This is a genomic window from Burkholderia diffusa, from assembly GCF_902499115.1.
GTDB classification, from domain to species: domain Bacteria; phylum Pseudomonadota; class Gammaproteobacteria; order Burkholderiales; family Burkholderiaceae; genus Burkholderia; species Burkholderia diffusa.
This window is the reverse complement of the sequence record NZ_CABVPN010000006.1, coordinates 1-13440: the sequence shown is the minus strand read 5'-3', so window position 1 is coordinate 13440 and position 13440 is coordinate 1. Positions and strand designations below refer to the sequence as shown.

Genomic DNA, 13440 nt, shown 5'->3' with positions numbered 1-13440 from the left:
GCCCGCGCCCCATGGTCCCCTGGCTCGGCCCGGACGATCCGTTTCCGCCCATCGAACGCGCGCTCGGTCCGGCGACCGGCGCGCCGGGGCTGCTCGCCGCGAGCGCCGACCTGCTACCGTCGCGCCTGATCGAGGCCTACCTGCGCGGCATCTTCCCGTGGTATTCGGACGGTCAACCCGTGCTGTGGTGGAGCCCCGACCCGCGGATGGTCCTCGTGCCAGCCGAATTCAAGGTGTCCCCGTCGCTGCGCAAGACGCTCAGGCGCGTGCTGCGCGACCCCGCGTGGGAAGTGCGCGTCGACCACGACTTTCCGGGCGTGATGCGCGCGTGCGCGCAGGCGCCGCGTCGCGGGCAGCGCGGCACCTGGATCACGGCCGAAATCATCGACGCGTATACATCGCTCTATCGTTCCGGCAACGCGCACAGCATCGAGACGTGGCATGACGGGCGCCGCGTCGGCGGCCTCTACGGCGTCGCGTTCGGACGGATGTTTTTCGGCGAATCGATGTACGCGGATGCCACCGATGCGTCGAAAATCGCACTGGCGACGCTCGTCGCCCATCTTCGCGAGCAGGGGCTGGAGATGATAGACTGCCAGCAGAATACGTCGCATCTAGCGTCGCTCGGCGGCCGCGAGATCGCACGCAAGGCCTTTGTCGCTCACGTGCGCCGCGCGGTAGCCGAACCGCCGATTCCGTGGCAGTTCGACAAGCGCGCGCTCGCCGCACTGACGGGCCCCGCAGAACCGGCCGCCCCCTCCGGGATCGAGCGCTAGCGCGGCACTCCCTCCCTGCATCGAGAGCTGCCCATGACTCACCCGACTGAGCTGCCGCTTTCACCGCTTTCGGCGCTGCAATTCTATGCAACGGCGCCCTATCCGTGCAGCTATCTGGACGGCCGCGTCGCGCGCTCGCAAGTCGCGACGCCGAGCCACCTGATCAATTCCGATATTTATACCGAGCTCGTGAAGGCCGGTTTCCGGCGCTCGGGCGTGTTCACCTATCGTCCATACTGCGACGGCTGCCGCGCCTGCGTGCCGGTGCGCGTGCCGGTCGGCGCGTTCAAGCCGTCGCGCACGCAACGCCGGATGTGGAAGCGGCACCGCGCGCTCGTCGCGACGGTCTCGCCGCTGCACTACGACGAGGAGCACTACGCGCTCTACATGCGCTACCAGTCGGCGCGCCACGCAGGCGGCGGCATGGATCGCGACAGCCGCGACCAGTACGAGCAATTCCTGCTGCAGAGCCGGATCAATTCGCGCCTCGTCGAATTCCGCGACCTCGACGCGCCGGGCGGCGAGCCCGGCAAGCTGCGCATGGTCAGCATGATCGACATCCTCGGCGACGGACTGTCGTCGGTCTATACATTCTTCGAGCCGGACGACCAGCACACGAGCTACGGCACGTACAACATCCTGTGGCAGATCGAACAGGCGAAAAGCCTCGGCCTGCCGTACGTGTATCTCGGATACTGGATCCGCGAGAGCCCGAAGATGGCCTACAAGGCAAACTTCCATCCGCTCGAAGGGTTGCTCGACGGCCGCTGGAAAGTGCTCGATCCGGATCGGGTCGACCTGCCGCCGGTCGACGCGGCACTCGCCCGCGCGCCGCTGCCCGGTGGACATTCCGGGTCGGGCTGACGTGAGCGACACCGGCGTGGTTGCACGAGAGCGGCGCGCGTCCGTCCCGGTCATGAAGCGGCTGACGCGCGGCACGGCGACCGTCGCCGCGGGCCGCCATGAAGCGAAGCCCGCCCTTGCCGCACAACTCCCGGTAAAATAGCGGGTTGTCATTCATTCCGGCCGTCCGCCCAATTCCCGTGTTCAGTTCCCTCTATCCGCTGGCCCGCGCATCCCTGTTCAAGATGGATGCTGAAGACGCTCACCACCTCACGCTGCGCGCGCTCGGCGCGGCCGGCCGCACTGGCCTCGCCTGCGCGCTGTCGGCCCGCGTGCCCGATGCGCCGCGCACCGTGATGGGGCTCACGTTCCGCAACCCGGTCGGCCTCGCCGCCGGCCTCGACAAGGACGGCGCGGCCATCGACGGCCTCGCGGCGCTCGGCTTCGGCTTCATCGAGGTCGGCACGGTCACGCCGCGCCCGCAGCCGGGCAACCCGCGCCCGCGGATGTTCCGCCTGCCGCAGGCCGAAGCGCTGATCAACCGGATGGGCTTCAACAACCACGGCGTCGACCAGTTCGTGAAGAACGTCCAGGCCGCCCGCTACCGCGGCATCCTCGGCCTGAACATCGGCAAGAATGCCGATACGCCGATCGAACGCGCCGCAGAGGATTACCTGTACTGCCTCGAGCGCGTGTATCCGTTCGCGAGCTACGTGACGATCAATATTTCGTCGCCGAACACGAAGAACCTGCGCCAGCTGCAGGGCGCGGGCGAGCTCGACGCGCTGCTCGCCGCGCTGAAGGACAAGCAGCAGCGCCTCGCCGACCTGCACGGCAAGCTCGTGCCGCTCGCGCTGAAGATTGCACCCGATCTCGACGACGAGCAGGTCAAGGAAATCGCCGATACGCTGCTGCGCCACAAGATCGAAGCGGTCATCGCCACCAACACGACGCTGTCGCGCGCAGCCGTGCAGGGCCTGCCGCACGCGGACGAGGCCGGCGGCCTGTCGGGCCGCCCGGTGTTCGACGCATCGAACGAAGTGATCCGCAAGCTGCATGCCGAAGTCGGCAGCGCGGTGCCGATCATCGGCGTCGGCGGCATCTTCTCGGGCGAGGACGCACGCGCGAAGCTCGCGGCCGGCGCGTCGCTCGTCCAGCTGTACACGGGCTTCATCTATCGCGGCCCTGCGCTCGTCGCCGAATGCGTGAAGGCGATCGCGCACGAACGCGCCGCGTAATATAGCTATAATCAAACGATATTTAGATGTCGATTGTGTTTTTGCTATGATCGACTTCACATTCAGAATCAAGCGCCCCGCTGGGGCAAGGAAGCCCACACGATGAAAATTTCGCTGCTGAAGAAGCTGCTGGTCGCCGGCCTGATCGGGACGTCGTTCGCTGCCGCCACCGCGCATGCGGCCGACCTCCTCGACGAGGTGAAGCAACGCGGCACGCTGCGCGTCGGCCTCGAAGGTACGTTCCCGCCGTTCAACTCGAAGAATCCGCAAGGCGAACTCGTCGGCTTCGACGTCGACATCGCGAAGGCCGTCGCCGCGAAGCTTGGCGTGAAGACCGAGTTCGTCACGACCGAATGGAGCGGCATCATCGCGGGCCTGCAGGCCGGCAAGTTCGACGTGATCGCCAATCAGGTCGGCATCACCGACAAGCGCAAGGAAACGCTCGACTTCTCGCCCGCGTACACGTACTCGTCCGCTCAGCTGATCCAGCGCAAGGACGACACGCGCCAGTTCAAGTCGCTCGACGACCTGAAGGGCAAGAAGCTTGGCGTCGCGCTCGGCACGAACTACATGGACATGGCGAAGTCGGTGCCCGGCGTCGACGTGAAGACGTACCCGGGCGCGCCGGAGTACCTGCGCGACCTCGCCGCCGGCCGTCTCGATGCGGCGCTCAACGACCGCCTGATGCTCGCGTACCTGACGAAGAACTCGCAACTGCCGCTGCGCCCGGGCGCGAACGTCGGCTCGGCGAACCCGTCGGGCATCCCGTTCAAGAAGGGCAACCCGAAGTTCCAGAAGGCGATCGGCGACGCGATGGCGCAACTCGAAGCCGACGGCACGTTCACGAAGATCTCGGACAAGTGGTTCGGCATCGACGTGACGAAGCCGATCAAGTAAGCACGCCTCTGTTTCCCGCCTGACGGCGGGCCGGAAAGGGCGGCATCCGAAACGATGCCGCCCTTTGTTTTATCGGTCCGGTTTATGATTGCGCTTTCGCGCACGCATTCGCTTCGTATTCCATGTCGACAACGTCCCTGCTCGTCCAATCGCTGCCGGTGCTCGCCCAGGGTGCCGTGCTGACCGTCAAGTTCGCCGTGCTGTCGATGGTGTTCGGCCTGCTCGGCGCCGTCGTGCTCGCGATGATGGGCATCCGGCAAAGCGAGCCGCTCGACGGCTTCGAACGCATCTGGGTCAACGCGCTCGCGGGGCTCGCGCGCGCGTACGTGAGCCTGATGCGCGGCACGCCGCTGCTCGTGCAGATCTTCGTCATCTATTACGGGCTGCCAAGCCTCGGCATCTCGCTCGACCCGACGCCGGCCGGCGTGATCGCACTGTCCGCGAACGTCGCCGCCTACATGTCCGAAAGCATGCGCGGCGCGATCAACGGCATTCACCGCGGCCAGTGGCTCGCGTCCTACAGCCTCGGGCTGTCGTGGGGGCAGACGCTGCGCTACGTGATCGGCCCGCAGGCACTGCGCATCGCGGTGCCGAGCCTGTCGAACAGCCTGATCAGCCTGATCAAGGACACGTCGCTCGTATCGGTGATCACCGTGACCGAACTGCTGCGCAGCGCACAGGAAGTGATCGCGGCGACCTACCAGCCGCTGCCGCTGTACCTGGCCGCCGCCGCTGTCTACTGGGTGCTGTGCCAGATTCTCGAATGGGTCCAGCGCTGGTACGAAAAGCGCCTGTCGCTGCCCGCGCGGCACTGATCACGAAACACCTCCCGCCGGGCCGCGATTGCGCGCCCGGCTGCCGCCTTCCCTTCCTTCCCGCCTACTCGCCCGAATAGCGCACGCCGAGCGCCGCGCGTGCCGCGTCGGTCATCGCAATCATTCGCCGCGAATGGTCGTGCGTCATGATCGGGCTCTCCAGTTCGCCGGCGCGCAGCAGGTCGCAGAAATGCGCGGTCTCGTAGTTCAGGCCACCGCCATCGATCGGCGCATCGAGTTCGACCGTGCGCCCATCCGCATAGCGAATCGTCGCCCGCGTGGGGTTCCACCACTTCTCGTGAATCGTCACGTGCCCGCCTGCCGCGGCGATCAGCGCGTCACCGCGTCCCATCACGTCGAGCCCGCAAAAGAGCTGTGCGATGCCGCCGTTCGCGTGACGGCTGTTCAGGCTCGCGAACACGTCGACGCCCGTGGCGCCGATGCGGCCGAGCGTCTGCACGTCGACTGCCTCGCCAAGCCAGTCGACCGCGAGAAACGCTTCGTAGATCCCGATGTCGAGCAGCGCGCCGCCGGCGCGGTCAAGTCGATAGACGGAATGGTCGCCCGGCACCGACGACGACGCGCAGCCCGCGCGCACGAGCCGGATTTCGCCGATCGGGTCGTCGTGCAGGTGCGCGCGCAACTGACGATACAGCGGAAAGAACGGCGGCTTCATCGCTTCCATGAAGAGCCGTCCGGCAACGCGTGCCGCATCCAGCACGGCGTCGAGTTGCGTCGCGTTAAGTGTCGCGGGTTTTTCGCACAGAACGGCCTTGCCGGCGGCCAGCGCCGCTTGCGCGTAGTGCGCGTGACTGTCGTGGAGCGTCGCGATATAGATCGCGTCGATGTCGCTCGCGAGGAGCGCGTCGAGGCTGGCGGCAGGCGCGCCGCCGCAGCTGTCGCAAAAGGCGGTTGCCGCGTCGGCGCGGCGTGCCCATACGCCGGCGAGCGTGGCACCCGGCACGTGAGCGAGGCTTTGCGCGAATCGGCGTGCGATGCTGCCTGCGCCGACGATGCCGAAGCGCACCGGGCGGTTGTCGAGGTCGTTCATCCGGATCTTCCGTGTCGGTCGTATGACGGTGGCCGGCACGCTGCCGGTCGGCCGTCATGATAAACGGCTCGCCGGCGCACGGATAAGCGACGCGTGTCGATTCAGGCGCGCACGGGTACGTCGACGGAGAAATCGCGCGAAATCTCGTCGGCGCTGAAATCGATCAACGCGAGCGAAGCCGCTTCGGCTTCGCGCGGGTCGCGGCGTTCGATCGCATCGACGACGCGCGCATGCGCCTTCACCGCTACGTCGTGTGCCCCCTCCTTCTGCGCAACGCGCGGATTCACAAGGCGAACCGCGCCGCGCACGATGGCCGCCATCTGCTGGAAAAACTGGTTGCCGCTCGCCTGAACGATCCGCGTGTGCAGCAGTTCGTCCGCCGTGTCGTATCCAGGGTCGCCCGGCTGCAACACCTTGAACGCTTCGAATGCCTCACGAATGCCCGCGATGTCGACCGCCGTCGCACGAACGGCCGCCTGCGCGGTCGCGCGCGGTTCGATCAGCATCCTGAATTCGATGACGTCGCGCATGAACTGCGGATCCGGCTTTGCACGGAACCGCCAGCTCACCACGTCTTCATCGATCATGCGCCAGTCGCGCATCGGTCGAACGCGCGTACCGACTTTCGGACGCACGTCGAGCATGTCGCGCGCAAGCAACATCGACAATGCTTCGCGCATCACCGTACGGCTCACGTCGAACTCTTTCGACAGCACGTCCTGCGGCGGCAAGATGCCGCCGTACTTGTCCTCGACGATACCCGAGACAAGCCCATCCATCACTTTGGCGACCAGTGACCGGTCTTTGCCCTGCTCCATGACACCTCCCCGTGCGTCGATTTGCGAACACCTGCTCCGCAGTTCCGCCGGCCCTGGTTACTACTGTTCTTATGATCTATAAGTTGATGAGTTCGGGGATATTTCGCTATCTGGTAAACACCTGACAGGGTTATCCCTCTTTCTGATGTGGTGATTTATAAGGCTTCAAAAAAAGCCCGGAAAGCGCGCTGCGCTTGCCGGGCCGGGCTTTCCGTCGAATTTAAACATGCAATCCATTACGGCATCCTGACGCCATTACGGACTGCTTCTCATTCAGTTTCGATTAATCGGGATAAGCGATCGTTTCAACGCCGTTTGCCGTGCCGAGCAGGCACAGATTCGCGCCGCGCTCGGCGAACAGGCCGACCGTCACGACGCCCGGCCATGCGTTCACCTGCGCTTCGAAACCGCGCGGATCGGTGATCTGCAGCCCCTTCACGTCGATGATTTCGTTGCCGTTGTCGGTGATGTACGGCGTGCCGTCCTTCGTCACGCGCAACACCGGCACGCCGCCCAGCGCGGCCAAGCGCCGGCCGATCGCCGTGCGCGCCATCGGCACGACCTCGATCGGCAGCGGGAATGCGCCGAGCACCGGCACGCGCTTGCTGCCATCCGCGATGCAGACGAACGTATCGGCCACCGACGCGACGATCTTCTCGCGCGTCAGCGCACCGCCGCCGCCCTTGATCATTGCGCCGCTTGCGTCGATCTCGTCGGCACCGTCGACGTACACCTGCAGCGATTCGACCTCGTTCAGGTCGAACACCTTGATGCCGTGCGATTTGAGGCGTTCGGTCGTCGCGATGGAACTCGACACGGCGCCGCGGTAGCGCGATTTGACGGCCGCGAGCGCGTCGATGAAGCAGTTGGCGGTCGAGCCGGTGCCGACGCCGATCACGGCGCCTTCCGGCACGTTCTGGATCACATAATCGGCGGCTGCCTGGCCGACCAGGCGTTTGAGTTCGTCTTGAGTCATGGGGTGGGAATACAGCGGGATTGCGGAAAACCGGCAGTTTACCGGACTCGGATGACGGCCCGGGCTTTTTCGGTGTGCGTTGCGGCACCTCGCGCGCTGATCGATCGTCAGGGCGCGCCCGTTGCGGCACCGTCCTCCGCAGGTGGCGTGGCGGGGAAATACTTGTCGAGCAGCGCTTGCGCGATCGCATCGGTCCCGGCGTCCGGGTTGCCCGCATAGTCGGATGGCCGGAAATGCATCTGAAACGCCGAGAATACGCGTTGCGTGCGCGCGTCGAGCACGCCGTCGGTTGGCACGTCATAGCCGTAGCGTGCAAGCTTCAGCTGCAATTCCCGCACGTCGACGAGCGCGTGCGGATCACGACCGCCTAGCCGCGCGGCTACGGTCGCGTCGTCCGGCCACGCGCCGACGCCGGCTTGCGCAAGCGCGTGCCACGGGAACAGCGGCCCCGGATCGATCTTGCGTTGTGGCGCGATGTCGCTGTGCCCGACCACGCGCGTCGGCAAAATTCCGTAGCGCGCGACGATGTCCTTCGACAGGCGGATCAGCGCATCGACCTGTTCGGGCGGATACGGCTGCCACGTGCGGTCTTGCGGATCGAGCGGGCCGCGGTTCACGTTCTCGATGCCGATCGACGCCGCGTTGAGCTCGGTCGTGCCCTGCCATTCGCTGATACCCGCATGCCATGCGCGTTTCGATTCGGGAACGAGCTGGTAGACGACTGGCATCCCGTGTTCGACGCGTGGTTGCGGCGGCACGACGTAGTGCGCGCTGACTGAATCGCCCGTCAGCGTGCTCAGCGATCTCGCTTCGTCGCTTTCGGTGTAATGCATCACGAGAAAGCGGATCCGCGAATCGGCGCCGCGCGCATGCAGGCTCGTATCGGCGTAGTAGGCACCGCGCTCGACCAGCGACGGCGATGTACAGGCGGCCAGCAGGCCGAGGATGGCGCACAATGCGCCGAGGCGAAACAGGGTCATGGTCCGCGAGTTCCGGGAGCCGCGTGCCGCGCGCAATCGCGGCACGCGTCGTTCGGGGCGTAACGGCCCGCGCATCGCGCGAGGCCGCGTGGGTCAGCCCGTATATCAGCCCGTGTATCAGCCCTTCACGCGCCGCTGCCGCACCGCTTCGTAAAGGCACACGCCGCTCGCGACCGACACGTTCAGGCTTTCGACGCTGCCGGCCATCGGGATACTCATCACTTCGTCGCAGGTGTCGCGCGTGAGCCGACGCATGCCTTCGCCCTCCGCACCCATGACGATGGCGACAGGACCATCGAGCTTCGTGTCGTACAGCGTCCCCGGCGCCTCGTCCGACGTGCCGATGATCCACACGCCGGCCTCCTTCAGCTCGCGCAGCGCGCGGGCGAGGTTCGTGACCGTGATGTACGGCACCGTGTCGGCCGCGCCGCTCGCGACCTTCGCCGCGGTCGCGTTCAGGCCGACCGCGCGGTCACGCGGGGCGATCACCGCATGCGCACCGGCCGCATCGGCGACACGCAGGCATGCGCCGAGGTTGTGCGGATCGGTGACGCCGTCGAGCACCAGCAGCAGCGCCGGACCCTGGATGCCGTCGAGCAGTTCGGACAGGTTCTGAGCGAGCGGAACGTCCTCGACGCGCGCGACGACGCCCTGGTGGCGCTCGGTATGCGCGAGACCCCACAGGCGGGTTTCATCGGCTGCGATCAGCCGCACGCCCGCTTCTTTCGCGGCGTGCAGGAAGTCCTGCATGCGGCGGTCGCGGCGCGTCTGGTCGTACAGCACCTCCGCAACCGTCGACGCATCGTGCCGCAAACGTGCGGTCACCGCATGAAAACCGTAAAGAACCTTCAGACGTGACATGACTGGAACAACCTTCGATCAAACGTGCGGCCGCGCGATGGGCGCAGCCGCGATCCATGGAAAAGGAAAGCGCCGCGTTGCCGGCCGGTGACCGGTAGAACGCGGCGTCTCTCGATACTGCAGGGGCACGCGCGTGCGCTGCCCCAAACGCTCAATACTTTTTGCGGGCGTGTACCTTCTTCGCGGCCGTCTTCGCCGCCACGCCGCCCTTCTTCTTCGCCGCACGCGTGTCGTTTACCGCGGCGGCCGGTGCGCTGGCCGTCCGCTTGCGACGCGGCGCGGCTTCCTCCACCGGCGGCAACGAGCGCACGCGCGGGCCGCCGCGATCGTTGCCGTTGCCGACAGCAACCGGCGCCGATGCGGGACGCGGCGCCTTCACCGGCGTGTCGCGCACGAGGCGGAAGTCGATCTTGCGCGCATCGAGATCGACGCGGCTCACCTGCACGCGCACGCGATCCGACAGGCGATAACGGATGCCCGTGCGCTCGCCGCGCAGCTCGTTCTTGATCTCGTCGTACTGGAAGTAGTCCGAGCCGAGTTCCGTGACGTGCACGAGCCCTTCGATGAACAGCGTGTCAAGCTGCACGAAGATGCCGAACGACGTGACGCCGTTCACCATCCCGCCGTATTCCTCGCCGAGCTTGTCGCGCATGAAGTAGCACTTGAGCCAGGCCTCGACGTCGCGCGACGCTTCGTCGGCACGCCGCTCGTTCGCCGAGCAATGCAGGCCGAGCTCTTCCCAGATCGCGGTGTTCACGCGCGAACGGCCGCGCGCTTCGTCGTCGGCCTGCTGCATCGCGCGGGCGCGTGGCGACAGCGCGGTGTTCAGCTCGAAGCCGTCCGGTGCCTTCGGCGTGTACTTCTTGCCCGACAGGATCGCGTAGATCGCGCGGTGCGTGAGCAGGTCGGGATAGCGGCGGATCGGGCTCGTGAAGTGCGCGTACGCCTCATACGCGAGACCGAAGTGGCCGATGTTGTCCGGGCTGTAGACGGCCTGCTGCATCGAGCGCAGCAGCATCGGCTGCAGCATCTGCGCGTCGGGCCGGTCGCGAATCTGCGCCATCAGCGCCGCATAGTCGCTCGCATGCGGCTTCTCGCCGCCGCCGAGCGACAGGCCCATGCCGCGCAGGAACGCGCGCAGGTTCTCGAGCTTTTCCGGCGTCGGCCCCGCGTGCACGCGGTACAGGCCCGCATGCTTGTTGCGCTTAAGGAAATCGGCCGCGCAGACGTTCGCGGCCAGCATGCATTCCTCGATCAGCTTGTGCGCATCGTTGCGCTGACGCGGCACGATCTGTTCGATCTTGCCCTGCGAGTTGCAGACGATGTACGTCTCGGTCGTGTCGAAGTCGATCGCGCCGCGCTTCTGGCGTGCGGCGAACAGCGACTTGTAGACGCCGTACAGATCCTGCAGGTGCGGCAGCAGGTCCGCGCGGCGCGCGGCCTCCGGCCCCTTCGTGTTCGACAGCACGGCCGCGACTTCGGTGTACGTCAGGCGCGCGGCCGAATGGATGACCGCCGGATAGAACTGGTACGCCTTGATCTCGCCGCGCGCAGTAATCACCATGTCGCACACGAGCACGCAGCGGTCGACCTGCGGATTCAGCGAGCACAGCCCGTTCGACAGCTTCTCCGGCAGCATCGGGATCACGCGGCGCGGGAAATAGACCGACGTGCTGCGCTCCAGCGCGTCGGCGTCGAGGCCGCTGCCCGGCTGCACGTAGTGCGACACGTCGGCGATCGCGACGATCAGGCGGTAGCCGTCGCCGCGCCCGACCTTGGTCGGCTCGCAGTAGACGGCATCGTCGAAGTCGCGGGCGTCCTCGCCGTCGATCGTCACGAGCGGCACGTCGCGCAAATCGACGCGGAAGCGCAGGTCGGCCGGACGGACCGCGTCGGGCAGCGCGGCGGCATCGTCGAGCGCCCGCTGGCCGAATTCGTGCGGCACGCCGTATTTGCGCACGGCGATCTCGATTTCCATGCCTGGATCGTCGATGTCGCCGAGCACTTCTACGACGCGGCCGAGCGGTTGCGAATGGCGGCTCGGGAAATCGGTCAGTTCGACGACGACGACCTGCCCGACCTTCGCCTTCTTCACGTTCTGCGTGATCAGGATGTCGTGGCCGATGCGCTTGTCTTCGGGTGCGACGATCAGCGCGCCGTTCTCGTTGAGCAGGCGGCCGATCACGCGCTTGTTCGCGCGCTCGGTCACTTCGACGACATGGCCTTCCGGACGGCCGCGGCGATCGTAGCCGACGATCCGCGCGAGCACGCGGTCGTTGTGCATGACCTTTTGCATTTCGCCGTTCGGCAAGAACAGGTCGTCCTGGCCGTCGTCGCGGATCACGAACCCGTAGCCGTCGCGATGCCCCTGCACGCGGCCGGCGACGAAATTCGACGGATGGGTGAGCTGATAGTGGCCGCGCTTGTCGAGGCGGATCTGGCCGTCGCGTTCCATCGCGGCGACACGCCGGAAGAACCCTTCGCGTTCCTGGCGTTTGATCGACAACGCTTCGGCGATGTCGTTGGCTGCCAGCGGCGCGTCGCTCGTACGCAGCACGCCGAGAATTTCTTCACGGCTCGGAATGGGGTACGGATATTTGCTCAAGGGTTTGTCGATGATTGTTCTCGTTGCGTTGACTGATGGTGCACGGCATCAACATAGAAGTGTCCGTCAGACAGTTCTATAGTGACGGCGGCGGATCATTCTATCACCCGCCTGTGTTGCCAAAAGACGCGAATGCCGCGTGCAGGCGCCGCAGCGGCGGGTTTGCAGTGCATTGCAAAAAAATGTTGACACAATTAATTGGGGCGCTATAATTTCACTTCTTTGCAGCAAGCAGCTACTGCAAAACGTGCCCAGGTGGCGGAATTGGTAGACGCACTAGGTTCAGGTCCTAGCGGTGGCAACACCGTGGAGGTTCGAGTCCTCTCCTGGGCACCATCTGTTTTTGAAAAGGTCGGCTTCATGCCGGCCTTTTTTCATTTCAAGCCTTGCATTACGCGCGCTGGCCGCGCCATATGCCCATCGCACCGATCGATAGCAGCATTGATCGGTTATCGATTGCCCTCCCCGCTGGTACGTCGGCCGCCTTGCTTTCAATGAATCCAGCGAGAGCACGGCTTATGACTTCGATGAATCGCCGCGCGTTCGCACGCGCGATGCCGGGCCCGCATCCCGGCGCACGCCGAGAACACCCCGTCCACGCTGCGCATCGGACATCAAAAATCGTCGACGCTCAAGACGCGCGGCACGCTCGAGCAGTCGCTCGCGCCGCTCGGCCTGCGCGTGTCGTGCCATGAATTCGCAAGCGGCTTGCCACTGACCGAACCGCTCAACGTCGGCGCAGTCGATTTCAGCGCCGACGTGCCCGACACGGCTCCCGTCTTCGCGCAAGCCGCGCATGCGCGCTTCGTCTTCGTGTACGTCGCGCAGCAAGCGCCGTCACCGAAAGCGCAGGCCATCATCGCCAAACGCGACAGCGCGCTGCCCACGCTTGGCCGATCTCAAGAGCAAGCGGATCGCCGTCACGAAAGCTGTCGGAAGCCGCTACCGGGTGCTTGCCGCCGGCGCACACGCAAAGCTTGCCCCCAACGACGCGGCAATCCACTACCTGACGCCGGCGGACGGCCGCGCAACGTTCGAACGCGGCAGCGTCGATGCATGGATCACGCGGGATCCGTACGTCGCATCGGTCGACGCGAATCCCGACGTGCGAATTCCGCAGCCTCTCAGAACTTCGGCGAGCAGCAGAACATCGCCGATACGTTCCGCGCAGTAGCTTCGTTGCCTGCCCGCGGCGACACGGCTGAATCGCTGCGCTGGAATTTCGCTGCAAAGCGTGCAGTTCCGCTCGGCGCGTGATGCTCCGACCATGCGACGGGCGAAGGAATTTTTATCGCCGTCGCTCGAATTGTATTGACAGACTCTCGAGACACGCTAAAATAGCGGTCTTCGCATCGCAGCAAGCGAAACGTGCCCAGGTGGCGGAATTGGTAGACGCACTAGGTTCAGGTCCTAGCGGTGGCAACACCGTGGAGGTTCGAGTCCTCTCCTGGGCACCACTTATTTAAGAAAGGCCGGCTTTTAGCCGGCCTTTTTCTTTTTCAGTGACCCGTCCTGAAATAGGTTGACACTTTTTCGCCGAAACGAAGAGGTGCCAAATGGAGCAAGGGATCAAGCGGACG

Annotated in this window: 11 protein-coding genes, 2 tRNA genes and 1 pseudogene; 8 read left to right on the top strand and 6 right to left on the bottom strand. The window is 65.6% G+C overall.

The features are described 5' to 3' along the window. The first annotated feature begins 11 nt into the window (after positions 1-11). From aat to BTE28158_RS07520, 5 genes are all read left to right on the top strand, one after another. Entirely contained in the window at positions 12-776 is a 765-nt protein-coding gene (aat, locus tag BTE28158_RS07540) for a leucyl/phenylalanyl-tRNA--protein transferase (RefSeq protein WP_059532910.1), read from the top strand. A gap of 33 nt (positions 777-809) precedes the next feature. Further along, positions 810-1640 carry an arginyltransferase gene (locus BTE28158_RS07535; RefSeq protein WP_059603289.1) on the top strand — a complete coding sequence of 277 codons (831 nt, stop codon included), beginning with the start codon at positions 810-812 and terminating at the stop codon, positions 1638-1640. A gap of 179 nt (positions 1641-1819) precedes the next feature. After that, the gene (locus tag BTE28158_RS07530) at positions 1820-2857 is read left to right on the top strand and encodes a quinone-dependent dihydroorotate dehydrogenase (RefSeq protein ID WP_059603292.1); all 1038 of its coding nucleotides are present in this window, start codon (positions 1820-1822) and stop codon (positions 2855-2857) included. Positions 2858-2959: 102 nt separating this feature from the next. Further along, positions 2960-3754, top strand: a complete 795-nt coding sequence (locus BTE28158_RS07525) for a cystine ABC transporter substrate-binding protein (protein WP_059603294.1) — start codon at positions 2960-2962, stop codon at positions 3752-3754. Positions 3755-3876: 122 nt separating this feature from the next. Next, positions 3877-4569, top strand: coding sequence for an amino acid ABC transporter permease (locus BTE28158_RS07520; protein ID WP_059684552.1), 693 nt, complete (start codon positions 3877-3879; stop codon positions 4567-4569). A 64-nt stretch (positions 4570-4633) separates the two neighbouring features. Here BTE28158_RS07520 and BTE28158_RS07515 read toward each other — a convergent pair whose 3' ends face one another. The 6 genes from BTE28158_RS07515 to rnr form a co-directional block, all read right to left on the bottom strand. Further along, the gene (locus BTE28158_RS07515; RefSeq protein ID WP_151048584.1) at positions 4634-5620 is read right to left on the bottom strand and encodes a Gfo/Idh/MocA family protein; all 987 of its coding nucleotides are present in this window, start codon (positions 5618-5620) and stop codon (positions 4634-4636) included. Positions 5621-5721: 101 nt separating this feature from the next. Further along, positions 5722-6438 carry a FadR/GntR family transcriptional regulator gene (locus tag BTE28158_RS07510; protein WP_059603302.1) on the bottom strand — a complete coding sequence of 239 codons (717 nt, stop codon included), beginning with the start codon at positions 6436-6438 and terminating at the stop codon, positions 5722-5724. Positions 6439-6721: 283 nt separating this feature from the next. Continuing rightward, a complete protein-coding gene (rpiA, locus tag BTE28158_RS07505; protein ID WP_151048585.1) occupies positions 6722-7414 on the bottom strand; it encodes a ribose-5-phosphate isomerase RpiA in 693 nt (230 codons plus the stop codon). Positions 7415-7521: 107 nt separating this feature from the next. Further along, a complete protein-coding gene (locus BTE28158_RS07500; protein WP_124905109.1) occupies positions 7522-8394 on the bottom strand; it encodes an N-acetylmuramoyl-L-alanine amidase in 873 nt (290 codons plus the stop codon). Positions 8395-8511: 117 nt separating this feature from the next. Further along, a complete protein-coding gene (gene rlmB / locus BTE28158_RS07495; RefSeq protein WP_124629669.1) occupies positions 8512-9255 on the bottom strand; it encodes a 23S rRNA (guanosine(2251)-2'-O)-methyltransferase RlmB in 744 nt (247 codons plus the stop codon). 151 nt (positions 9256-9406) lie between these two features. After that, positions 9407-11860 carry a ribonuclease R gene (gene rnr, locus BTE28158_RS07490; protein WP_151048586.1) on the bottom strand — a complete coding sequence of 818 codons (2454 nt, stop codon included), beginning with the start codon at positions 11858-11860 and terminating at the stop codon, positions 9407-9409. A gap of 249 nt (positions 11861-12109) precedes the next feature. Here rnr and BTE28158_RS07485 point away from each other — a divergent pair. From BTE28158_RS07485 to BTE28158_RS07475, 3 genes and pseudogenes are all read left to right on the top strand, one after another. Further along, positions 12110-12196, top strand: a tRNA-Leu gene (locus BTE28158_RS07485). A gap of 182 nt (positions 12197-12378) precedes the next feature. Further along, positions 12379-13117, top strand: a pseudogene (locus BTE28158_RS07480) (type 2 periplasmic-binding domain-containing protein). 113 nt (positions 13118-13230) lie between these two features. Further along, positions 13231-13317, top strand: a tRNA-Leu gene (locus tag BTE28158_RS07475). Positions 13318-13440: the final 123 nt, after the last annotated feature.

Coding starts and splice junctions, on each gene's coding strand:
- aat (WP_059532910.1), top strand. CDS start 12: ATGGTCCCCTGGCTCGGCCCGGACGATCCGTTTCCGCCCATCGAACGC.
- BTE28158_RS07535 (WP_059603289.1), top strand. CDS start 810: ATGACTCACCCGACTGAGCTGCCGCTTTCACCGCTTTCGGCGCTGCAA.
- BTE28158_RS07525 (WP_059603294.1), top strand. CDS start 2,960: ATGAAAATTTCGCTGCTGAAGAAGCTGCTGGTCGCCGGCCTGATCGGG.
- BTE28158_RS07520 (WP_059684552.1), top strand. CDS start 3,877: ATGTCGACAACGTCCCTGCTCGTCCAATCGCTGCCGGTGCTCGCCCAG.
- BTE28158_RS07515 (WP_151048584.1), bottom strand. CDS start 5,620: ATGAACGACCTCGACAACCGCCCGGTGCGCTTCGGCATCGTCGGCGCA.
- BTE28158_RS07510 (WP_059603302.1), bottom strand. CDS start 6,438: ATGGAGCAGGGCAAAGACCGGTCACTGGTCGCCAAAGTGATGGATGGG.
- rpiA (WP_151048585.1), bottom strand. CDS start 7,414: ATGACTCAAGACGAACTCAAACGCCTGGTCGGCCAGGCAGCCGCCGAT.
- BTE28158_RS07500 (WP_124905109.1), bottom strand. CDS start 8,394: ATGACCCTGTTTCGCCTCGGCGCATTGTGCGCCATCCTCGGCCTGCTG.
- rlmB (WP_124629669.1), bottom strand. CDS start 9,255: ATGTCACGTCTGAAGGTTCTTTACGGTTTTCATGCGGTGACCGCACGT.